The following is a 20650-nucleotide window of genomic DNA, read 5'->3' on the forward strand; positions in this document are numbered from 1 at the left end:
AAGTCGCCGTCTTAGGGGTACGACTTCCTGGGGTTTTGAGCGTTCAAGATGATTGATCAGCGGATATTGAGCTGGGCTTTCAGGGTGTTTTGCGGTGGGTTGATCGAGGTATTGGTGAATTCGAACCAGCCCTGGGCCTGGACGTTCAGGTCGAACACATAGATGTAGCCCATCAAGGTGCCCACGCCGTTGCACACCTCACTGATGTTGCCGACCTGGCACACCGCTGTGCGTTGCCCATTCAACTCTGCGCCGTTAAAGCGGCCCATGGGGCTGTTGCCCAGGCCGACTTCCATCACCGAGACCTGGGTGGGCCCGCGGTGCTCGCACATCTGGGTGGTGTTGACCCGCTCCGGGATCGCTTCGCTGCAGTCGGCCGATTCCACCTTGAACACCCGCACCTCGCTCAAGGCCGGTGCAGCCGCGCCCCATGCCGGTGCCGCGCCCAGCCACAGGCTGATACTGGCGATCAGAGCTAGACTCCACGGGTTGGCTTTTTTCATGCTGTCGATGACCGGCTGTTGAACGTCGGCGCAGTATGCCTCAAGCCCATGCGCCACACAGCCTCGGCTGCTGGTATGATGCGCCGCTTTTTCCGATCCTCTCTGAAACCACAAGCGTTTGGCGCAGTTTGTGCTTTGACTTAGAGGTCAACAAATCACGACGCACACTAGCGTCACAGGGAGCCGGCATGCTGGAAAAGCTGTTTCAACTCAAAGCCCACAACACCAATGTGCGCACCGAGATTCTCGCGGGGATCACCACCTTCCTGGCCATGGCCTACATCCTGTTCGTGAACCCGAGCATCCTCGGCGAGACCGGCATGGACAAGGGCGCGGTGTTTGTCGCCACCTGCCTGGCGGCGGCCATTGGTTCGACCGTGATGGGCCTGATCGCCAACTACCCGATTGCCCTGGCACCGGGCATGGGCCTCAACGCCTTCTTCACCTACACCGTGGTCCTGCACATGGGCCACACCTGGCAGGTGGCGCTGGGCGCGGTATTCATTTCGGCGGTGCTGTTTTTCCTGCTGTCGATCTTCCGCATTCGTGAGTGGATCATCAACGCCATCCCCCTGCCTCTGCGCTCGGCGATTGCCGCCGGCATCGGCCTGTTCCTGGCGCTGATCGCCCTGCATAACGCCGGTATCGTGGTGAGCAACCCGGCCACCATGGTGGGCCTGGGCGACCTGAAACAACCGGCGCCGATCCTGGCCACCCTGGGTTTCGTGCTGATCGTCGCGCTGGAAGCCCTGGCCGTACGCGGCGCAGTGCTGATCGGCATCCTGGCGGTGACCGTCGCCTCCATCGTCCTGGGCTTCACGCCGTTCATCGGTGTGACCTCGGTACCGCCGTCCCTGGCGCCGACCTTCCTGCAGCTGGATATCAAGGGCGCGCTGGACATCGGCCTGGTCAGCGTGATCTTCGCCTTCCTGTTCGTTGACCTGTTCGACAACTCCGGCACCCTGATCGGCGTCGCCAAGCGCGCCGGCCTGATGGGCAAGGACGGCCATATGCCGAAAATGGGCCGCGCGCTGATTGCCGACAGCACCGCCGCCATGGCCGGCTCCCTGCTGGGCACCTCGACCACCACCAGCTACATCGAATCGGCTGCAGGCGTGAGCGCCGGTGGCCGGACCGGCTTGACCGCCATCGTGGTCGCGATTCTGTTTTTGCTGGCGCTGTTCTTCTCGCCATTGGCCGCCAGCGTGCCGGCCTATGCCACCGCGCCAGCCTTGCTGTTTGTGGCGGTGCTGATGAGCCAAGGCCTGGCCGAAATCGACTGGGACGACATTACGGTGGCAGCGCCGGTGGTGATCACCGCCCTGGCGATGCCCTTCACTTACTCCATCGCCAACGGCATCGCCTTCGGTTTCATCGCCTGGACCGCCATCAAGCTGCTTTCGGGCCGCTACCGTGAGCTGAACCCGGCACTGGTGATCCTGTCGATCCTGTTTGTGATCAAGCTGGGCTGGTTCAACGCATGACTTTCGACGCCGCAAGTTACACCGTTCAACTGCAAGACAAGGTCACGCGCCTGCGTGACCTGCTCGCACCGTTCGACGCGCCCGAGCCGCAGGTCTTCGACTCGCCGCTGCAGCACTTCCGCCTGCGCGCGGAGTTCCGCCTGTGGCGCGAAGGCGGCGAGCGCCACTACGCGATGTTCTCCCAGGAGGACAAGCGCACGCCGATCCTCATCGAAGAGTTCCCCATCGCCAGCCAGCGCATCAACCAGTTGATGCCGCAACTCAAGGCCGCCTGGCAAGCCAGCGCCGCCCTGAGCCACAAGCTGTTCCAGGTGGAGTTCCTCACCACCCTGGCCGGCGACGCGATGATCACCCTGTGCTATCACCGCCCGCTGGACGAACATTGGCACACCGCCGCGAACAAATTGGCCGCTGAGCTGAATGTGAGCATCATCGGCCGCTCCAAGGGCAAGCGCGATGTGATCGGCCACGACTACGTGGTGGAGAAACTCGACATCGGTGGGCGCACCTTCAGCTATCGCCAACCCGAAGGCGCGTTCACCCAGCCCAACGGCACGGTGAACCAGAAGATGCTCAACTGGGCCTACGAAGCGCTGGGCGATCGCCCGGACGATTTGTTGGAGCTGTACTGCGGCAACGGCAACTTCACCCTGCCGCTGGCGACCCGCGTGCGCAAGGTGCTGGCCACCGAGATCAGCAAGACCTCAGTGAATGCGGCCCTGAGCAACCTGGATGAAAATGGCGTGGATAACGTCAACCTGGTGCGCCTCTCTGCCGAAGAACTCACCCAAGCCCTGAACGAAGTGCGCCCGTTCCGCCGCCTGCACGGCATCGACCTGAAAAGCTACGAGTTCGGTAGCGTCTTCGTCGACCCGCCCCGCGCTGGCATGGACCCGGACACCTGCGAGCTGACCCGGCGCTTCGACAACATCCTGTACATCTCCTGCAACCCGGAGACGCTGGCGGCGAATATCGCGCAACTGCACGACACGCACCGGATCACCCAGTGTGCAATGTTTGACCAGTTCCCGTGGACGCACCATATGGAGTCGGGTGTGTTGCTGACCCGCCGATAAACCTGTGGGTTGTAGGAGCGAGCTTGCTCGCGAAAAACGTCAACGATAACGCGTGCTTCCTGGATGAACGCGGTGCCTGTGGGGTTTTCGCGAGCAAGCTCGCTCCTACTGTTTATTCAAGTGTCTGTTGTCTCTGGGGGCTGCGGTACTTTCTTGCGTGGCCGGCCACCCTTCTTGCCATTGGCCCGGGCCGCTGCGGTCTTGGCCGCGCTGCTTTTGCGACCATTGCGCGATGCCACCAGGCTGGTTGCCAGGTCCATCAGCGGCTGGCTTGTAGCGATCAACCCTGTGATCGAAACATCCAGGTCCTGCGCTTCACAGCTAATCGCCTTGCCACCGAACGTCACTTCCAGTTGCTGGAAATCCTTCTCTGAAAACCCTTCGAACTCCGGCAGGCCAGCCACCGGCAACACAACGCGGCTGCCATCGCTGAAGCCAATGGAGAGGCAATCGTTTTCATAACGTACGTTACTGGCGTTGGCGTACAGGCGTTTCAACCTGCGTCCTCGGGCGATTGCCTTGTCAACGTCGGCTTCAGTGAGAGGTACATAAGGTGTGACTTTGGCTTTTATGATTTTCATAAATTAATCCCCACGCAATCTGGCGCTCTTACCAGATTCAAAATAGTCCGTTGCGCTATGACATCGTGCCTGGCGCTGGCGATGACATAGACGCCGTGTCGAATGACCAATCCTGGAACCAACTCACCAGCGTCCCAATTCCAGGAATGATTCTCCAGGCAAACCGTCTGCAGTTTTTCCCACCAAATCCTGCGTGCCCGCGCCAAGTAGTGCCGCTGCATGATCGCCCCGCGTATCTCCTTCAGAAGTGCTGCGGGTGGCCGCCTCCGTTCAGGCTCTACATCCCACAACTCACCTTCCCCATCCAGGAAACTGAAACGAAACCGCGCATCCCATCCCTTGCCCCTGACATGCACATGGGGCGGGCAATGCTCATCCCTGATAAACACCGAAATGACATAGCCTTTGTAAGCACCTACTCTCATCGTAACCCATCCGTTAGGTTATTTTCCGTCAGGTAACAATTTCCCTCTGCCACCCGACAACCGGCTCCTATTCCCGAAGCTGTTTCACAGATTAGTAACCACAAAAAACCCGGCGAATGCCGGGTTGTAACCAGTGATGCCAACGACTGGAACGACCCGGCCAATGCTCGAAAGTCCTCCTCGTTCAGCAACCTCGCGCAATACTTCAACCGAATGCACGTCAGCCGGTGATCCAGCAATTGCATTGATTAAACGTTCGATCACCGAACAGATCCGCAGCCATCCATTGACCAAATTAACCAACCAGTACATTTTGACTCCACAACCAATAAGAACTGTGGAGAAGCCTCTATGCCGCCCATCGTGCTGGTGCTCAACGGCCCCAATCTCAACCTGCTCGGCACCCGCGAGCCTGCCACTTATGGCCATGAAACCTTGGCCGACATTGCCGCCCTGTGTGGTCGCAGCGCCGACAAGCTCGGGCTGAAGATCGAGTTTCGCCAGACCAACCACGAGGGCGAATTGCTCGACTGGATCCACGGCGCCCGCAACCGCTGCGCGGGTATTGTGATCAACCCGGCGGCCTGGACTCACACTTCGGTCGCGATCCGCGATGCCCTGGTGGCCAGTGAAGTGCCGGTGATCGAAGTGCATTTATCCAACGTGCATGCCCGTGAAGCCTTTCGTCATCACTCGTTTGTGTCACCGATCGCCCAGGCCGTGCTGGCCGGGTTTGGCAGCCATGGCTACCACCTGGCACTGGAACATTTCAGCCTGACGCTGAAGGGACGCACCTGATGAAACCACGCATTCTCGCCGGCCTGATCGGCGCCGGTATCCAGGCCTCACGCACCCCGGCACTGCATGAGCAGGAAGGCGACGCCCAGGGCTTGCGCTACCTGTATCGCCTGATCGACCTGGAGTCGCTGCACCTGGACCTCAACGCCCTGCCGGAATTACTACGGGCCGCCGAGCTGATGCACTTCACCGGTTTGAACATTACTTACCCGTGCAAGCAGGCGATCCTGCCGTTGCTCGATGAGCTCTCCGATGAGGCCAAGGGTATTGGTGCGGTCAACACCGTGGTGTTCAAGGGCGGCAAACGCATCGGTCATAACACCGACTGCCTGGGGTTCGCCGAAGGTTTTCGGCGCAACTTGCACAACGTACCGCGCCAACGCGTGGTGCAGATGGGCGCCGGTGGTGCGGGCGCGGCAGTGGCCCATGCACTGTTGGCAGAAGGCGTGGAGTACTTGAGCATCTTCGATGTCGACCGCACTCGCGCCCAGGACCTTGTGGATAACCTTGCCCAGCAGTTCGGCATCGGTCGCGCTCAAGTCGGCAGCCACTTGGAAAACGCCATGGCCGAAGCCGATGGCCTGGTGAACACCACGCCCATGGGCATGGCCAAGCTGCCCGGCACGCCTGTGCCTGCGGCGTTGTTGCGGGCTGAATTGTGGGTGGCGGAAATTGTGTACTTCCCGCTGGAAACCCAACTGCTGCGCGACGCGCGCGCCTTGGGTTGCCGTACCCTGGATGGCGGCAATATGGCGGTGTTTCAGGCGGTGAAGGCGTTTGAGTTGTTCAGCGGCGAAGTGGCGGATGCAGACAGGATGCTGGCGCACTTCCAGAGCATGAATATCTAGGGATGCAACCCCATCATGATCGTTCCCACGCTCTGCGTGGAAACGCCTCACGTGACGCTCCGCGTCACGACTTTGACAGCAGACGCAGAGCGTCCATGTCGGCATTCCCACGCAGTGCGTGGGAACGATCAGTTCTCAGGCTTGCAGGTAGCGCAACACCGACTCGCAAATCATTTCCCGATGGCGCTGCTTGATCGCCTCATCCGACAGTTCGATCTGGAAAATCTCGCTGAAGGTGTGCCGGTTGGACACCCGGTAGAAACTGAACGAGTTGATCAGCAAGTGCACATCCAGCGGCTCCAGCCCTTCGCGAAAAAGCCCCAACTCAGCCCCGCGGCGCAAGGTCTCCCCCAACCCTTCCAGGATTTTGCTGTTCATCGCCTTGATGGTGTCGGTGCGCTTGACGTACTCGGCGTTGTGGATATTTTCGATGCTGACGATGCGCACGAAATCCACGTTCTGGTCGTGGTGATCGAAGGTGAACTCCACCAACCGGCGAATCGCCTCACGCGGCTCCAGGGCCGTGAGGTTCATGCGGGTTTCGGTGTTGCGGATATCGCCGTAGAGCTTCTCCAATACCTCGACGTATAACTGCTCCTTGCTGCCGAAGTAGTAATAGATCATGCGCTTGGAAGTGTGGATGCGCTCGGCGATGGCGTCTACGCGAGCGCCGGCCAGGCCCTGTTGAACAAACTCGACAATGGCTTCCTGGAGAATATTCTCCCGGGTCTTTTCCGGATTGTTCTTGCGACTCTTGCGCGGTGCGTCAGCTACCGCGGGGAGATCGGGACTCGAGGTCATGGTGCGCTCACGGCCATTGTTGTGCAGGCGCTGATTATGGGCCGCGGCGCTCCCCGAAGGAAGCACCTGCCTTGCGGTTATAGCCGAGCCTGGCGTACCGCCCCACTGCGCGACTTGGCCATCGCCGCCAGACGCACCGCCACGTTGGCAGCGCCGTAGCCGGCATAGCCATTCTTGCGCTGGATGATCTCGAAGAAAAACCGCCCCTCGAACGCCTCGGTGTACACATGAAACAACTCACCGCCCTGGGCGTCGCGATCGTACAGCACGTTGTAATACGCCAACTCACTGAGAAACTCATCGTCGAAATCGAAGCGTGCCGCCAGGTCGTCGTAATAGTTGAGCGGGATATCCAGCAACGGCACACCGGCCTCTTTGGCCCGGCGTACCTCGGCAAAAATATCCGCGCAATCGAAGGCAATGTGGTGCACGCCCGAACCGCGATAGCTGGAGAGCGCGTGGGAAATCGCCGTGTTGCGGTTTTCGGAGATATTCAGCGGCAGGCGAATCGAACTGCAACGGCTGCGCAACGCACGGCTTTTCACCAGGCCGTAGGGGTCGGGCAGGACCACTTCGTCATCGGCTTCGAAATCCAGCAGGCTTTTGTAGAACAACACCCAACTGTCGAGGCTGTCGGCCGGCAGCGCCATGGCCATATGGTCGATGCGCAGCAAGCCGCCACTGGCGGGTGCAGCCGTTTGCAGGTTGAAATCGGTGTCGTACAGCCCGCCTTCGCTGGGGTCGACCAGGTAAATCAGGCTGCCATCCGGTGCACGCACGGCGGCCAATTCCAGCTCGTTGGGGCCGACCAGGCCGCGATAAGGCTGGCCCTTGTAGGCCACCGCCCGCTCCAGGGCCTTGGCACTGTCCTTGACCCGAATTGCCGTGGCGCACAGCGACGGGCCGTGGGCCTCGAAAAAGTTGTGGGCGAAGGAATAGGGTTCGCAGTTGAGGATCAGGTTGATGTCACCCTGGCGCAACAGGCTCACATTCTTGGAGCGATGCTGGCCGGCCCTGGCGAAACCCAGGCGCTCCAGCCAATGGGTCAGTTTGGCGCCGAGGCTTTCGTCCACGGCAAATTCAAGAAACTCGATACCGTCGTATTCGCTGGCCGCCGGAGTTTCAAACAGGATATCCACGGGCGCAGCGGGGGCTTCTTGCGCCAGGCGCTGGCGGGTTTTTTCTTCCAGGTACAACAGTGACCGCAAGCCATCCGCCGCATTCGCGCGGGTCGGCGCAGCACGAAAACCGTCATTGAAAATTTCCAGGGACAACGGCCCGGTGTAGCCACTCTGGATGATCGGCGCGAGAAAGCCCGCCAGGTCAAATTCGCCCTGGCCTGGGAAGCAGCGGAAATGCCGGCTCCACTCCAGCACATCCATGGCCAGGATCGGCGCGTCGGCCATTTGCACAAAGAAAATCTTGTCGCCGGGGATCTGCGCGATGCCACTCGGGTCGCCCTTGAGCGACAAGGTGTGGAAGCTGTCGAGCAACACGCCCAGGCTTGGGTGATCGACCTGGCGCACCAGGTTCCACACCTGTTGCCAGGTGTTCACATGCTTGCCCCAGGCCAACGCTTCATAGCCGATGCGCAGGCCGCGCTTTCCCGCATGTTCGGCCAGCAGGCTCAGGTCATCGAGCAAAATACGTTCGTCGCCCACGCTGTCGGCCGAGGCATTGCTGCACACCAATACCAGATCGGTGCCCAGTTCCTGCATCAAATCGAATTTGCGTTCGGCACGCTCCAGGTTGCGTGCCAGGCGATCACGGCGGCAGCCTTCGAAGTCGCGAAACGGCTGGAACAGGGTGATGGCGATGCCGAGGTCGGCGCACATTTGCCGGACTTCCCGAGGGCTGCCGTCGTAATACAACAAGTCGTTCTCAAAGATCTCCACCCCATCAAACCCGGCGGCGGCGATGGCTTCGAGTTTTTCCGGCAGGGTGCCGCTCAAGGACACAGTGGCAATAGAACGTTGCATGGAAGACTCCCGGCAATTGTTGTTTGTGGCAAATTATTCGCCCCCAGCCTACAGGCAGCAATTAAAATGTACGAACCGGTTAGTTTTTGGTGCGATTATCGAACACTAAGCCTCTTTGGCGAATTGACGACTTTTTAACCACTGCGCACCATCGACCGGGCAATTCGCTCATGTAACAAAGACCCAGAACACACCATAAGAATTTCAAAAAACGGGTACAAACCTCATGCCTCTGCAAAATTCAGCCCTGGCCGCGCGCCCGGGCAACCCGCACGCCGGCATCGGCGACAAGATCCGCGGTGCCCTGGCCGTGGGTAAAACGCGCTGGGGCATGCTGGCCCTGGTGTTCTTTGCCACCACCTTGAACTACATCGACCGCGCCGCCCTGGGCGTGATGCAACCGATCCTCGCCAAGGAAATGAGCTGGACGGCGATGGACTACGCCAACATCAACTTCTGGTTCCAGGTCGGCTACGCCATCGGCTTTGTGCTGCAAGGCCGCTTGATCGACCGGGTCGGCGTCAAGCGCGTGTTCTTCTGCGCCGTGCTGCTGTGGAGCCTGGCCACCGGCGCCCATGGCCTGGCCACCTCGGCGGTCGGCTTTATGGTCTGCCGGTTTGTCCTCGGGCTGACCGAAGCCGCCAACTACCCGGCCTGCGTCAAGACCACACGCTTGTGGTTCCCGGCGGGTGAACGGGCAGTGGCCACCGGCATCTTCAACGCCGGCACCAACGTCGGCGCGATGATGACGCCCATGCTGCTGCCGTTGATCCTGCACGTGTGGGGCTGGCAGGCAGCGTTCCTGTGCATGTCGGCACTCGGCGGTATCTGGCTGGTGCTCTGGGGCTTGAAGTACTACAACCCGGAAGACCACCCCACCGTTAAACAATCCGAACTGGACTACGTGCAACAGGAAGTCGAGCCGGAACAACCCCGCGTGCCGTTCAGCCGCATCCTGCGCATGCGCGGCACCTGGGCCTTCGCCCTTGCCTACTCGCTCACTGCGCCGGTGTTCTGGTTCTACCTGTATTGGCTGCCGCCGTTCTTGAACCAGCAATACAACCTGGGCATCAACGTGACCCAGATGGGCATTCCGCTGATCATCATTTACCTCACCGCCGACTTTGGCAGCGTGGGGGGTGGGATCCTGTCGTCATTCCTGATCGGCCGTGGGATGAACTCGATCAAGGCGCGGCTGTTGTCGATGTTGCTGTTCGCCTGCTGCATCGTCGGCGTGATCATGGCGGCCGGCTCCAGCCAGCTGTGGGTCGCGGTGTTTGCCATCTCCCTGGCCATCGGCGCGCACCAGGCCTGGACCGCCAACATCTGGAGCCTGGTGATGGACTACACGCCCAAGCACATGATGAGCACGGTGTTCGGTTTCGGCGGCATGTGCGCGGCCATCGGCGGCATGTTCATGACCCAGATCGTCGGCCATATCCTCACGGTGACCAACAACAACTACACGGTGTTGTTCACCCTGATCCCGGCGATGTACTTCATCGCACTGGTGTGGATGTACTTCATGGCGCCGCGCAAGATCCCCACGGTAGACGTTTAACTAACGCCGCCGCTGCTGCCAGGCAGCGGCCAACCCGCTCATGCAGATCACCCCGATACCCACCACCGTGGTCATATCGGGGGTATGGCTGAACACCAGCCAGCCCAACAACCCCGCGAACACGATCTGGCAATAGCCAAACGGCGCCAGCAAGGCCGGCGCCGCGAAGCGGAACGCCTGGGTGAGCATCAGGTGTGCGGTCATCCCGCAGGTGCCCAGCGCCAGCATCATCACCACGTGCCACAACGTCGGCACTTGCCAGAAGAACGGCACCATCGCACTCATCACCAAGGTGTTGCACAGGCCGGCGAAGAAGTTGCTGGTAGTCGGGCTGTCGTATTGGCTGAGGATGCGCGTGAGCAACTGGTAGAAGCAGAAGAACAGCGCCGAGCACAGCGGCAGCAGTACCGCCGGGGTAAACAGCTCGCCGCCGGGGTGGATAATGATCACCACGCCGATAAACCCGCAGATCACCGCCAGCCACTGGCCACGGGTCACGTGCTCACCGAGCAACGGCACCGACAGCGCCGTCACCAGGATCGGCGCAAGGAAGTTCACCGCTGTAGCTTCGGCCAACGGGATGTAATGCAGCGCTGTGGTGAAGAACAGGCTGGTGCCCAACAGGCATAACGCCCGCACCACCTGCATGCCCGGCCGCTTGCTGCGCAACACGCGCAAGCCCGATTGCGGCAGGAAGATCCCGGCCATCAGCAAGGTGTGCACCATGTACCGCGCCCACACCACCATCACGATCGGGTAAAACCCGGCCAGGTATTTGGACAAGGCGTCGTGGCTGGAGAACAGGAACGTCGCCAGCACAATCAGCAGGATGCCTTTGAACGGATGGTTGACGCCGGAGAGCGGGGTACTGACAGTCATTGAATTCTCTTGTGTGGCGAGCGGGACGCTGAGCGCTGAACCAAGTCGCGCTCAACCCGGTAATCTAGCAGCCGGGCCGGAGTCTGCCCCAAGAGCATAACCAAACACCGGGCGAACAGCGCACTAAATCGATGGATCCGAGTCCAACGCTGCACGCTCGCCCCGGCGTTGCACACTTTTTAACCAAGGCCTTGCCGCTATGAAAAAAATCCTCTTTGCCCTGTCTGCCCTCGCCCTGCTCGCCGCCTGCGATAAAACCCCGAAAGAAGCCCCCAAGCCCGCGCCCGCCTCCGTGCAAGCGACCCTGGTGCCCGAAACCCCGCCCACCGATAAATGGGTCGGCAAGTGGGTCGGCGTCGAAGGCTTGCACCTGACCATCGCCAAGGACGACAGCATTGGCCGCGGCCACTACCTTCTCACCATGCAATATGGCCTGGACGCCGATGACGCCGGCACCTTCAAAGGTGAGGCCGCTGAAGACGGCATCGCCTTCACCCGCCCCGACGGCCCGCAGTTGTTGCGCGCTGGCGATGGCGCTGCCACCGGCTTGAAGTGGCTGGCAGATAAAAAAGACTGCCTGATCGTCGCCACTGGCGAAGGCTATTGCCGTTAATACCGACCATAATCAATCACGGTTAGCACACAGAGGATTGCTCCCATGCTATGGAAAAAAGGCCGACGCAGCGACAACGTGGTGGATGCCCGTAACGACAGTGGCGGCGGCGGTGGCGGTATGCGCTTCGGCGGCGGCAAGGGCCTGAGCCTCACGGCCATCGTGCTGATCGTCGGCATTGGCTGGCTGACCGGCCAGGACCCGATGCAGATTCTTGGCCAATTGACCGGCCAGATGGAACAGGCGCCGTCGGTCAGCACCCAGCCGCGTCACGCGCCGCCAGCCAACGATGAGCAAGCCGACTTTGTGCGCGCTGTGCTGGGCGATACCGAAGACACCTGGGGCCAGGTGTTCCAGGAAAATGGGCTGGCCTATAAGAACCCGAAACTGATCCTGTTCCGTGGCCGGGTGAACTCAGCCTGTGGTGGCGCCACCTCGGCCAGCGGCCCGTTCTACTGCCCGGCTGACCAGCAGGTGTACCTGGACCTGGATTTTTTCCGGGAAATGTCGCAACGCTTCCAGGCCGCCGGTGATTTCGCCCAGGCCTACGTGATCGCCCACGAAATCGGGCACCACGTACAAACGTTGCTGGGCATCTCGTCCAAGATCCAGGCAGCGCGCCAACAGGGTCGGCAGATGGAAGGCGACGGTGGCCTGCTGGTTCGCCAGGAACTGCAAGCCGATTGCTTTGCCGGCGTGTGGGCCAACCATGCGCAAAAACGCCTGAACTGGCTGGAACCCGGTGATATCGAAGAGGCCCTGAACGCAGCCAATGCCATCGGCGATGACCGCTTGCAGCAACAGGGGCAAGGACGCGTGGTGCCGGACTCGTTTACCCACGGCACCTCGGCGCAACGGGTACGCTGGTTCAAGACCGGCTTCGCCCAGGGCCAGATCACTCAATGCGATACCTTCGCGGCCAAGAGTCTCTAAATGATCAAACGGTTGGGGTTACTGCTGGGTGTGCTCGTGTCCTGTTGCACCTTCGCGGCTGAACACGGCGTCAAGGTGGTCAGCCCCGATCGTTTTCATCTGGAGGCCGGCGACCTCAGCCTGGGCCTGAGCCAAAACTGGGGCCAGCCGCTGCCCAAGGTCACGCGCGCATTGATCATCGTGCATGGCCGCCTGCGCAATGCACAAACCTACCTGCAAAGCGGGATCGACGCCGCCGAGCATGCCGGGGTGGGCGGCAGTACACTGGTGATCGCGCCGCAGTTTCTCAATCAAGCCGACGTGAAACGCAACCACCTGGGCGACGAGGTAGTGCGTTGGAAGGGTAACGACTGGATGGCCGGCGAAGCGTCCACCGGCCCAGGGCAGATCAGCTCTTATGGCGCTCTGGACCAGATCATCAAGCACTTGGGCAACCGCAAACTGTTCCCGGCACTGAAAGAAATCGTGGTCGCCGGGCATTCCGGTGGCGGCCAAGTGGTGCAGCGCTTCGCCCTCACCGGCCACGACCACCCATTGCTCAATTCCGAGGGCATCCGCCTGCGGTATGTGGTGGCTAACCCGTCGTCCTATGCTTACTTCAGCCCGCAACGCCCGGTGACGTTCGACATTGCCAATTGCCCAGGCTTCAACGACTGGAAGTACGGCATGCAAAACCTGCCGGATTACGTGGGGGGCCGAGGTGCCCAGCAGCTGGAACAAGACTACGTCTCACGCGACATCACTTACCTGTTGGGCCAGCAGGACACCGACCCCAACCACCCGGCATTGGATAAAAGCTGCGAAGCCGAAACCCAGGGTGCGTATCGACTGCTTCGTGGCCACAACTACTTTGACTACCTCAAGCAGCGGCATCCGCAGTTGGGCCACCGGCTGGTAGAAGTGCCGGGGGTGGGGCATGACGGGGATAAGATGTTTACCTCGCCAGAGGGAGAAAAGGTACTGTTCGCTCAGTAGCACCTGAAGGAACCCCATCAAAATGTGGGAGCTGGCTTGCCTGCGATGACGGACTGTCAGTTGATAAAGTGTCAGCTGACCCACCGCTATCGCAGGCAAGCCAGCTCCCACATTTGCTCTCTGTCGCCCGGGTTAGATCATTCGGCGCAACGCCGCACAATCCTCGGCATGCCAATCCGCCAACTCCGGCCAAGGGTTCTCCGGCAAGTTCACCAACACCGTCCTGGTGCCCGCTGCCCGGCCACAATCCAGGTCAAAGCGATAATCCCCGACCATCACCATTTCGCGGGGTGCTACGTCCCAAGCCGCCGCCAGTTTCAGCAACCCACCGGGATCCGGCTTGTGCGGCGCATCATCGCGCCCCAGCACGTCCTCAATGGCAAAGCAGTCCGCCAGGCCTATCGCCTCCAGGGTGATAAGGGCCAGCTCCCGCGCATTACGGGTCAGGATCCCCAAGCGATAACCGCGCCCAGCCAATTCGCGTACCAGCTCAACGGCACCTTCGGCCGCAATGGAACCCAGCGCCAGCTCGCGCTCATGCTCCAGCAACCAGGCATGTTTGGCCTCCGCGACATCTGCCGGCAATGCCGCGAGGTGCGTGAGAATGTCGTCTTCAGGCGGGATCTGCAGCGCCACGCGGATAGCCGCAAAATCATGCACCGCCACCGTGAGGGTGCCGTCCATGTCGAACACCCAGTGCTTCACGTCGCAGAGGCTCATGCCCAATCCTTGCGATGGCGAATCAAACCTTCCTGGGTCACCGACGCCACCAGTTGCCCGGCGCGGTTGTACACGCTGCCCCGGGAGAAACCCCGGGAGTTGCCAGCCCACGGGCTGTCCATGGCGTACAGCAACCAGTCATCGGCACGCAGGTCGGCGTGGAACCACAGCGCGTGATCGAGGCTGGCGACCTGCATGTCTTTCTGCCACACGGTCTTGCCATGGGGCAGCAACGAGGTGGTCAACAGGCCGAAGTCCGAGGCGTAGGCCAACAGGTATTTATGCAGCGCCGGCGTGTCCGCCAAGGCACCGTCGGCACGAAACCACACGTACTTGACCGGGTCGGACGGCTGCGGGTTGAACGGGTCTTTTTCGGTGACCGGGCGCACTTCAATGGGCTTGGGGCACAGCAACTTGTCGCGCATGTGCTCGGGGATCAGGTGCGCACGTTGCTGGGTCAGCTCCAGCTCCGACGGCAGGTTTTCCGGGCCCACTACCACCGGCATGGTGGTCTGGTGCTCGAAGCCTTGTTCGTCGTACTGGAACGAGGTCGTGCAGGTGAAGATCGGATTGCCCTTTTGAATCGCGGTGACACGACGCGTGCTGAAACTGCCACCGTCGCGCACGCGGTCCACCGAATACACCACCGGCAACGCGGCATCGCCAGGGCGCAAAAAATAACCGTGCAGGGAATGCACATGCCGCGCTTCTTCTACGGTCTGGCTGGCCGCCGACAGCGACTGGCCGAGCACTTGGCCGCCGAACAGTTGGCGAAAGCCCAGGTCCTGGCTGCGGCCGCGAAAGAGGTTTTCCTCGATCGGCTCCAGGGTCAGCAAGTCCACCAGATCTTCCAATACTTGGCTCATTGAAACTCTCCTCAAAGCAAAACGGTATCCACCTGGAGGAGCGAGCTTGCTCGCGAAGGTCGTTAACGATGACGCAGCGCTTCTGGTTTACCGCAGCGCTCTTACGTTCTTCGCGAGCAAGCTCGCTCCTACGGGTTTCTGTTGAGCATGACCGCCTGCTTATCCGTGCAGCGTGTCCAACCATTGGGCGCGGGTGATGCGGTACAAAACATGCGGGCGCAGCGGGTCACCGGCTGCGACTTTCGGGTGTTCAAAATCTGCCTGCGGATCGTAATGCATACCGATGGCCTGCATGACTTTTTGTGAGGGCAGATTGGCTTCAGTGGTGAAGGCCAGGATTTCGTCCAGTTGCAAGCGGTCAAAACCACAGCGCAACGCCGTCCAGGCCGCCTCACTGGCATAACCCAGGCCCCAATGTTCGCGGGCCAGGCGCCAGCCGATCTCCACCGCCGGGGTAAAGCCGGCTTCGAAGCTGACATTCGCAAGGCCCGTCAGGCCGATAAATTCACCGGTGTCCTTGCGCTGCAAAGCCCAGAACCCAAAGCCATATTCAGCAAAATGCCCGCGAATCCGGCCGATCAACGCTGCGCTCTCCAAGTGGCTCAATTGAGCCGGGAAGTAACGCATTACCTGCCGGTCGGCGCACATGCGCGCAAAGTCCGGCAGGTCGCTGTCGCGCCATTGGCGCAGCACCAAGCGTGCACTTTCCAATTCCAGTATCGGCTCCATGGGTCCCCCCTGCCTTGCCATGTGCGTGAGTGTACAGCGCTGTTAAGATCCTTCGCAGGTTCCCGTCAGAAAATCCCATGCCCTTACCATTGATCTACCACGAAGACTACAGCCCTGAGTTCCCGGCGGACCACCGGTTCCCCATGGACAAGTTTCGCCTGTTGCGTGACCACCTGGTGGACAGCGGCCTGACCGAAGACAGCCAATTGCTGCGCCCGCCGCTGTGCCCGGCAGACATTTTGGCCCTGGCCCATGAACCGGGGTATATCGAACGCTACATGAGCGGCGGACTGCCCCGCGAAGACCAACGCCGCCTCGGCCTGCCGTGGAGCGAAGCCCTGGCCCGGCGCACGGTGCGTGCGGTGGGCGGCTCGATACTGGCGGCCGAACAGGCCCTTGAACATGGCCTGGCCTGCCATTTGGCCGGTGGCACCCACCATGCCCATTACGATTATCCGGCGGGTTTCTGCATTTTTAATGACCTGGCGGTGATCAGCCATTACCTGCTGGCCAGCGGCCGGGTCAATCGCGTGCTGATCTTCGATTGCGACGTGCATCAGGGCGACGGCACCGCACGCATCCTGCACAACACGCCAGACGCCATCACCGTGTCGCTGCACTGCGAAAAGAACTTCCCGGCACGCAAGGCCCAAAGCGACTGGGACATCCCGCTGCCCATGGGCATGGGCGATGCCGACTACCTCAAGGTGGTGGATGACGCGCTCAACTACCTGCTGCCGCTCTACCAGCCGGACCTGGTGCTGTACGACGCCGGCGTGGATGTGCACAAGGACGACGCCCTTGGTTACCTCAAGCTGACAGACGAAGGCGTCGCCGCCCGTGATGAAAGCGTGATGCGCCACTGCCTGGGCCGCGACATTCCGGTGATGGGCGTGATCGGTGGCGGCTATAGCAAGGACCGCCCTGCCCTCGCCCGCCGCCACGGCATCCTGCACCACAGCGCGCAGCGGGTATGGACGTCATCAGGCTGTCATTGAAGTGTGAGCGTTACCCACAATGCCTGTGGAACGGCCTGTGGATAACTTGAGCGTAAGCGGCTGCAAGCGTTTGACCGCATGGCCTGTAGGAAAGTGTACGTTTTTTGATCAGGCAGCGGCGTCGTGGTCGGGTAGAATGCTCGGCCTATTCACATCACCGTAGCCCTGCCCATGCCTCAGACTTCTGCCCACCACGTCTCCATTATCGGCGGCGGCCCCGCCGGGCTGATGGCCGCCGAAGTCTTGAGCCAGGCTGGCGTGCGCGTGGACCTGTACGACGGCATGCCGTCGGTGGGGCGCAAGTTCCTGCTGGCAGGCGTGGGCGGCATGAACATCACCCACTCCGAGGCGTACTCGGCGTTCCTGTCGCGCTACGCCGAACGCGCCCCGCACATGGCGCCGCTGCTGCGCAGCTTTGGCGCCGAGGCGTTGTGCGAATGGATCCATGGCCTGGGTATCCAGACCTTTGTCGGCACCTCCGGTCGCGTATTTCCTACCGATATGAAAGCCGCGCCACTTTTGCGCGCTTGGCTCAAGCGTCTGCGGGAGCAAGGTGTGGTTATCCACACCCGGCATCGTTGGACGGGTTGGAATGACGAGGGCGATTTACTTATCCACAGCCCGGACGGCGAAAAAGTTGTCCACAGCGACGCCGTGCTGCTGGCCCTGGGCGGCGGCAGCTGGTCGCGATTGGGCTCCGACGGCGCATGGCTCAACCTGTTTGAAGGCAAAGGCCTGCCCTATGTGAGGCTGCAACCGAGCAACTGCGGGTTTGAAGTGTCGGCATGGAGCGAGTTGATGGTCAGCAAATTCGCTGGCGCGCCGTTGAAAAACGTCGCCATTGGCCTGGGGGATGACAAGCCTCGGCTGGGCGAATGCGTGATCACCGCCACCGGTATCGAAGGCAGCTTGATTTACGCCTTATCGGCGCCGATTCGCGAAGCGATCAACCGCGACGGTGCGGCCACGGTGCATATCGATTTGCTGCCCAGCAAGCCGCTGGACAAGGTGCAGGCCGCATTGGCCAAGCCCCGTGGCTCGCGGTCGATGAGCAAGCATTTGCACAGTCAGCTGGGGTTGGATGGCGTGAAAGCGGCGTTGTTGCGCGAGCTGACGCCTGCTGAACACTTCACCGACCCGGCGCAATTGGCGGTGGATATCAAGGCGTTGCCGCTGACGCTGGTGAAAACGCGGCCGATGGATGAGGCGATCAGCACGGCGGGTGGTGTGCCGTTTGAAGCGCTGGATGAGCGGTTGATGCTCAAGCCGTTGCCTGGGGTGTTTTGTGCGGGGGAAATGCTCGATTGGGAAGCGCCGACCGGTGGGTATTTGCTGACCGGGTGTTTTGCCAGTGGCCGGGCGGCTGGGCTGGGGATGTTGGAATGGCTCCAACGCTGATCGTTCCCACGCTCTGCGTGGGGATGCCGCCAGGGACGCTCTGCGTCCCACTTTAGGTTCGTGACGCAGAGCGTCACAGGATGCGTTCCCACGCGCGTGGGAATGATCAATCACTTCTTCTTACGCGGCCCAGTATTAAACACCGGCACCTTGCGCACCGGCTTGATCGACGGCTCAGCCGGGGCTACTTCCCCACTGTCCACCCACTTGCCCAGGTTGCGCTTGCCGCCACCGCCGGACGCCTTCGGCTTCTTCGGCTTTTTCGGTTTCTTCACCACCTGCCCGCTGGCATCGGTTTCCGGCACGCGGTGCTCCGGCTCGAAATCCGGTTCCATTTTGCGGGTGAGAGTCTGGCGGGTCAGCATCTCGATGGCCGAGAGCATGTTCACCTCATCGGCACACACCAGGGAAATCGCCTCACCGGTGTTGCCCGCACGCCCGGTACGGCCGATACGGTGGATGTAGTCCTCGGCCACGATCGGCAGGTCGAAGTTGACCACCATCGGCAGGTCTTCGATATCCAGGCCACGGGCCGCCACATCGGTGGCCACCAGGATCTGCACGTCGCTGGCCTTGAAGCGGTCCAGTGCGCGTTGGCGGGTGGCTTGGGGTTTGTCGCCATGGATGCCGTCGGCGTTGACCCCCAGGCCCTGCAACTTGTCCACCAGCGCATCCACGCCGTTGCGGGTCTTGGCGAACACCAGCACTTGCTTCCAACGGCCCTTGCGCATCAGGTGCACAAACAGCTCCGGCTTGCGCTTCTTGTCCACCGGCACCACCCACTGCTTGACGGTGTTGGCGGCAACGTTGCGCGGGCTGACTTCGATGCTCAGCGGGTCGTTGAGCATCTGCCCGGCGAGCAGGCGAATGTCATCGGAGAAGGTCGCGGAAAACAGCAGGGTCTGGCGCTTTTTCGGCAGCATGCGATAAATGTTGGCAAGCTCTTCGGAGAAGCCCAGGTCGAGCATACGGTCGGCTTCATCCAGCACCAGAGTTTGCAGCTGGTTGAGCTTCAGCGCGTTCTGGCGGAACAGGTCGATCAGGCGGCCAGGGGTGGCGACCAGAATGTCGACGCCTTTGCGCAGCTTCATCATCTGCGGGTTGATGCTCACGCCACCGTACACCGCGTAAGTGGTCAGCGGCAGGTGTTGGGCGTACTCGGCAACGCTGGCATGAACCTGCTCGGCCAGTTCACGGGTGGGGCACAGGATCAGCGCACGCGCCGAGTTGGCGGCGACTTTCGGCCCTTCCAGGGTCAGCAGTTGCAGCAGCGGCAAGGCAAAACCTGCGGTCTTGCCGGTGCCGGTCTGGGCCGCGGCCATCAGGTCGCGACCGGCCAGCACTGCCGGAATGGCTTGCGCCTGCACCGGCGTCGGGGTCTGGTAGCCAAGCGTCTCAAGGGCGCGCAGCAAGGGTTCGATCAGGCCAAGGGTGGCGAAAGTCATGTAGTTACCGTAGGAAAAATTCAGCGCAAGGGCGTAATGCGCGGCAGTTTACCTTATTTCGGGTTTGGGCTTGCGCCATTGGGGCAGGCTGATCAGCAACACCGCGCTGATGATCACCAGCATTGCCAGGGCTTCTTCCAGGCCGATGCTCTCACCCACGAACACAATCCCCAGCAACACGGCGACGGCCGGGTTCACATAGGCGTAGCTGGTCGCCGCCGCCGGGCGTACGTGCTTGAGCAGGTACATATAAGCGTTGAAGGCGATGATCGAGCCGAACACCGTGAGGTACGCCAGGGCCAGCCAGCCTTCCAGCGGCGGCATGGCCTTCAGGTGCTCGCCAGACAATGCGCTGACGATCAGCAGCGCCACGCCAGCCACGAGCATTTCCGCGGCGCTGGCCATGGCGCCTTGGGGCAGCGGTAAATGGCGGCTCCACACCGAGCCGAAGGCCCAGGACGCCGCCGCCATCAACAGCAACACCGCGCCCAGTGGGCTCGACTGCAAGGTACTGCCCATGTTGAGCATGGCGATGCCGATGATCCCCAGCAGCACGCCTGCCCATTCCAACCGCGTATTACGCGCGCCCCAGAAAAAACCACACAGCAAGGTAAACAGCGGCACCGTCGCCACCGCCAGCGCCGCCACGCCGGACGACACGCCCATATGTTCCGCCACGCTGACGCCACCATTGCCCACGGTGAGCAACAAAATGCCGATCATCCCGGCAGCCTTCCACTGCGGCCAGGTCGGCGCCGGCACCCCGCGCCATCTGAGGAAGCCATACATCAATACCCCCGCCGTGCAAAACCGAATCCCCGCCAGCAACAGCGGCGGCCAGTACTCCACGCCGATACGGATCACCAGGTAGGTGGAACCCCAGATCACATACAACGCAAAAAAGGCGGCGATCAACGGTAAGGGAAAGCGACGTGGGCCAGGCATTGGGCGGCTCTATGGCAGGAAATGGGAGACTTATTCTAGAAACGAAGGCGGATAAACTTAAGTTACAAAACCTGTTTAAAACGCCAATACACT

Annotated in this window: 22 protein-coding genes; 10 read left to right on the plus strand and 12 right to left on the minus strand. The window is 61.2% G+C overall.

Features of this window, described 5'->3' with window-relative positions; all coding sequences use genetic code 11:
* Window positions 1-56 precede the first annotated feature (56 nt).
* Window positions 57-503 carry a DUF4879 domain-containing protein gene (locus OC445_RS02955; protein WP_198790895.1) on the minus strand — a complete coding sequence of 149 codons (447 nt, stop codon included), beginning with the start codon at window positions 501-503 and terminating at the stop codon, window positions 57-59.
* A 188-nt stretch (window positions 504-691) separates the two neighbouring features.
* On the opposite strand from OC445_RS02955, the gene OC445_RS02960 reads away from it, so the two are divergent.
* Together OC445_RS02960 and trmA are read left to right on the plus strand one after the other, a co-directional pair.
* Entirely contained in the window at window positions 692-1987 is a 1296-nt protein-coding gene (locus tag OC445_RS02960; RefSeq protein ID WP_003194342.1) for an NCS2 family permease, read from the plus strand.
* The gene (gene trmA, locus OC445_RS02965) at window positions 1984-3063 is read left to right on the plus strand and encodes a tRNA (uridine(54)-C5)-methyltransferase TrmA (RefSeq protein WP_198790894.1); all 1080 of its coding nucleotides are present in this window, start codon (window positions 1984-1986) and stop codon (window positions 3061-3063) included. Before OC445_RS02960 ends, trmA begins: the two co-directional genes overlap by 4 nt.
* A gap of 116 nt (window positions 3064-3179) precedes the next feature.
* Here the strand turns inward: trmA and OC445_RS02970 are convergent, their stop codons facing one another.
* From OC445_RS02970 to OC445_RS02980, 3 genes are all read right to left on the minus strand, one after another.
* Complete coding sequence (locus OC445_RS02970) at window positions 3180-3644, minus strand: DUF2442 domain-containing protein (protein ID WP_127881442.1); 465 nt, start codon at window positions 3642-3644, stop codon at window positions 3180-3182.
* Window positions 3641-4069: a DUF4160 domain-containing protein gene (locus OC445_RS02975; protein WP_198790893.1), complete on the minus strand. Its 429-nt coding sequence runs from the start codon at window positions 4067-4069 to the stop codon at window positions 3641-3643. The genes OC445_RS02970 and OC445_RS02975 overlap by 4 nt, the downstream gene beginning before the upstream one ends.
* A gap of 84 nt (window positions 4070-4153) precedes the next feature.
* Complete coding sequence (locus OC445_RS02980; RefSeq protein ID WP_127881444.1) at window positions 4154-4381, minus strand: hypothetical protein; 228 nt, start codon at window positions 4379-4381, stop codon at window positions 4154-4156.
* A gap of 39 nt (window positions 4382-4420) precedes the next feature.
* Here OC445_RS02980 and aroQ point away from each other — a divergent pair, with 39 nt between their 5' ends.
* Both aroQ and OC445_RS02990 read left to right on the plus strand, forming a co-directional pair.
* On the plus strand, window positions 4421-4867 hold the full coding sequence (gene aroQ / locus OC445_RS02985; protein WP_019818037.1) for a type II 3-dehydroquinate dehydratase: 447 nt from the start codon (window positions 4421-4423) through the stop codon (window positions 4865-4867).
* On the plus strand, window positions 4867-5715 hold the full coding sequence (locus OC445_RS02990; RefSeq protein ID WP_127881445.1) for a shikimate dehydrogenase: 849 nt from the start codon (window positions 4867-4869) through the stop codon (window positions 5713-5715). The genes aroQ and OC445_RS02990 overlap by 1 nt, the downstream gene beginning before the upstream one ends.
* A 135-nt stretch (window positions 5716-5850) precedes the next feature.
* Here the strand turns inward: OC445_RS02990 and OC445_RS02995 are convergent, their stop codons facing one another.
* Window positions 5851-6516: a TetR/AcrR family transcriptional regulator gene (locus tag OC445_RS02995; protein ID WP_054896166.1), complete on the minus strand. Its 666-nt coding sequence runs from the start codon at window positions 6514-6516 to the stop codon at window positions 5851-5853.
* A gap of 77 nt (window positions 6517-6593) precedes the next feature.
* On the minus strand, window positions 6594-8495 hold the full coding sequence (quiC, locus tag OC445_RS03000; RefSeq protein ID WP_197900947.1) for a 3-dehydroshikimate dehydratase QuiC: 1902 nt from the start codon (window positions 8493-8495) through the stop codon (window positions 6594-6596).
* 226 nt (window positions 8496-8721) lie between these two features.
* Here quiC and OC445_RS03005 point away from each other — a divergent pair, with 226 nt between their 5' ends.
* Window positions 8722-10056, plus strand: a complete 1335-nt coding sequence (locus OC445_RS03005; protein ID WP_014720038.1) for an MFS transporter — start codon at window positions 8722-8724, stop codon at window positions 10054-10056.
* Here OC445_RS03005 and OC445_RS03010 read toward each other — a convergent pair whose 3' ends face one another.
* A complete protein-coding gene (locus OC445_RS03010; RefSeq protein ID WP_262019933.1) occupies window positions 10057-10935 on the minus strand; it encodes a DMT family transporter in 879 nt (292 codons plus the stop codon). It lies immediately after the preceding gene.
* 199 nt (window positions 10936-11134) lie between these two features.
* Between OC445_RS03010 and OC445_RS03015 the strand changes: the two genes are divergently transcribed.
* The 3 genes from OC445_RS03015 to OC445_RS03025 are packed head-to-tail and all read left to right on the plus strand — an operon-like array spanning window position 11135 to window position 13456.
* Window positions 11135-11548 carry a lipoprotein gene (locus OC445_RS03015; protein ID WP_034126935.1) on the plus strand — a complete coding sequence of 138 codons (414 nt, stop codon included), beginning with the start codon at window positions 11135-11137 and terminating at the stop codon, window positions 11546-11548.
* Between the two features lie 45 nt (window positions 11549-11593).
* Window positions 11594-12481: a neutral zinc metallopeptidase gene (locus tag OC445_RS03020; protein WP_089042495.1), complete on the plus strand. Its 888-nt coding sequence runs from the start codon at window positions 11594-11596 to the stop codon at window positions 12479-12481.
* Entirely contained in the window at window positions 12482-13456 is a 975-nt protein-coding gene (locus tag OC445_RS03025; protein ID WP_089042496.1) for a hypothetical protein, read from the plus strand. It abuts the gene before it with no gap.
* Between the two features lie 132 nt (window positions 13457-13588).
* On the opposite strand, the gene OC445_RS03030 is transcribed toward OC445_RS03025, so the two are convergent.
* The 3 genes from OC445_RS03030 to OC445_RS03040 form a co-directional block, all read right to left on the minus strand.
* Complete coding sequence (locus OC445_RS03030) at window positions 13589-14176, minus strand: HAD family hydrolase (protein ID WP_262019934.1); 588 nt, start codon at window positions 14174-14176, stop codon at window positions 13589-13591.
* Complete coding sequence (tesB, locus tag OC445_RS03035) at window positions 14173-15042, minus strand: acyl-CoA thioesterase II (RefSeq protein ID WP_014720043.1); 870 nt, start codon at window positions 15040-15042, stop codon at window positions 14173-14175. Before tesB ends, OC445_RS03030 begins: the two co-directional genes overlap by 4 nt.
* A gap of 159 nt (window positions 15043-15201) precedes the next feature.
* Window positions 15202-15771 carry a GNAT family N-acetyltransferase gene (locus tag OC445_RS03040; RefSeq protein ID WP_198790891.1) on the minus strand — a complete coding sequence of 190 codons (570 nt, stop codon included), beginning with the start codon at window positions 15769-15771 and terminating at the stop codon, window positions 15202-15204.
* Between the two features lie 77 nt (window positions 15772-15848).
* Between OC445_RS03040 and OC445_RS03045 the strand changes: the two genes are divergently transcribed.
* Both OC445_RS03045 and OC445_RS03050 read left to right on the plus strand, forming a co-directional pair.
* Entirely contained in the window at window positions 15849-16769 is a 921-nt protein-coding gene (locus OC445_RS03045) for a histone deacetylase (RefSeq protein WP_198790890.1), read from the plus strand.
* A gap of 171 nt (window positions 16770-16940) precedes the next feature.
* A complete protein-coding gene (locus OC445_RS03050) occupies window positions 16941-18167 on the plus strand; it encodes a TIGR03862 family flavoprotein (RefSeq protein WP_198790889.1) in 1227 nt (408 codons plus the stop codon).
* Between the two features lie 110 nt (window positions 18168-18277).
* Here OC445_RS03050 and OC445_RS03055 read toward each other — a convergent pair whose 3' ends face one another.
* Together OC445_RS03055 and yedA are read right to left on the minus strand one after the other, a co-directional pair.
* The gene (locus OC445_RS03055) at window positions 18278-19612 is read right to left on the minus strand and encodes a DEAD/DEAH box helicase (protein ID WP_198790888.1); all 1335 of its coding nucleotides are present in this window, start codon (window positions 19610-19612) and stop codon (window positions 18278-18280) included.
* A gap of 48 nt (window positions 19613-19660) precedes the next feature.
* Window positions 19661-20557 (minus strand): drug/metabolite exporter YedA, encoded by an 897-nt coding sequence (gene yedA, locus OC445_RS03060; protein WP_072448278.1) that lies wholly within the window; start codon window positions 20555-20557, stop codon window positions 19661-19663.
* Window positions 20558-20650 lie beyond the last annotated feature (93 nt).

The organism is Pseudomonas sp. Pse35, from assembly GCF_024519715.1.
GTDB classification, from domain to species: domain Bacteria; phylum Pseudomonadota; class Gammaproteobacteria; order Pseudomonadales; family Pseudomonadaceae; genus Aquipseudomonas; species Aquipseudomonas paracarnis.

Coding starts and splice junctions, on each gene's coding strand:
- OC445_RS03005 (WP_014720038.1), top strand. CDS start 8,722: ATGCCTCTGCAAAATTCAGCCCTGGCCGCGCGCCCGGGCAACCCGCAC.
- OC445_RS03010 (WP_262019933.1), bottom strand. CDS start 10,935: ATGACTGTCAGTACCCCGCTCTCCGGCGTCAACCATCCGTTCAAAGGC.
- OC445_RS02955 (WP_198790895.1), bottom strand. CDS start 503: ATGAAAAAAGCCAACCCGTGGAGTCTAGCTCTGATCGCCAGTATCAGC.
- OC445_RS02975 (WP_198790893.1), bottom strand. CDS start 4,069: ATGAGAGTAGGTGCTTACAAAGGCTATGTCATTTCGGTGTTTATCAGG.
- OC445_RS03050 (WP_198790889.1), top strand. CDS start 16,941: ATGCCTCAGACTTCTGCCCACCACGTCTCCATTATCGGCGGCGGCCCC.
- OC445_RS03025 (WP_089042496.1), top strand. CDS start 12,482: ATGATCAAACGGTTGGGGTTACTGCTGGGTGTGCTCGTGTCCTGTTGC.
- OC445_RS03020 (WP_089042495.1), top strand. CDS start 11,594: ATGCTATGGAAAAAAGGCCGACGCAGCGACAACGTGGTGGATGCCCGT.
- OC445_RS02990 (WP_127881445.1), top strand. CDS start 4,867: ATGAAACCACGCATTCTCGCCGGCCTGATCGGCGCCGGTATCCAGGCC.
- tesB (WP_014720043.1), bottom strand. CDS start 15,042: ATGAGCCAAGTATTGGAAGATCTGGTGGACTTGCTGACCCTGGAGCCG.
- OC445_RS03040 (WP_198790891.1), bottom strand. CDS start 15,771: ATGGAGCCGATACTGGAATTGGAAAGTGCACGCTTGGTGCTGCGCCAA.
- OC445_RS02995 (WP_054896166.1), bottom strand. CDS start 6,516: ATGACCTCGAGTCCCGATCTCCCCGCGGTAGCTGACGCACCGCGCAAG.
- OC445_RS03045 (WP_198790890.1), top strand. CDS start 15,849: ATGCCCTTACCATTGATCTACCACGAAGACTACAGCCCTGAGTTCCCG.
- OC445_RS02960 (WP_003194342.1), top strand. CDS start 692: ATGCTGGAAAAGCTGTTTCAACTCAAAGCCCACAACACCAATGTGCGC.
- quiC (WP_197900947.1), bottom strand. CDS start 8,495: ATGCAACGTTCTATTGCCACTGTGTCCTTGAGCGGCACCCTGCCGGAA.
- OC445_RS02980 (WP_127881444.1), bottom strand. CDS start 4,381: ATGTACTGGTTGGTTAATTTGGTCAATGGATGGCTGCGGATCTGTTCG.
- OC445_RS03015 (WP_034126935.1), top strand. CDS start 11,135: ATGAAAAAAATCCTCTTTGCCCTGTCTGCCCTCGCCCTGCTCGCCGCC.
- trmA (WP_198790894.1), top strand. CDS start 1,984: ATGACTTTCGACGCCGCAAGTTACACCGTTCAACTGCAAGACAAGGTC.
- OC445_RS03030 (WP_262019934.1), bottom strand. CDS start 14,176: ATGAGCCTCTGCGACGTGAAGCACTGGGTGTTCGACATGGACGGCACC.
- OC445_RS02970 (WP_127881442.1), bottom strand. CDS start 3,644: ATGAAAATCATAAAAGCCAAAGTCACACCTTATGTACCTCTCACTGAA.
- aroQ (WP_019818037.1), top strand. CDS start 4,421: ATGCCGCCCATCGTGCTGGTGCTCAACGGCCCCAATCTCAACCTGCTC.
- yedA (WP_072448278.1), bottom strand. CDS start 20,557: ATGCCTGGCCCACGTCGCTTTCCCTTACCGTTGATCGCCGCCTTTTTT.
- OC445_RS03055 (WP_198790888.1), bottom strand. CDS start 19,612: ATGACTTTCGCCACCCTTGGCCTGATCGAACCCTTGCTGCGCGCCCTT.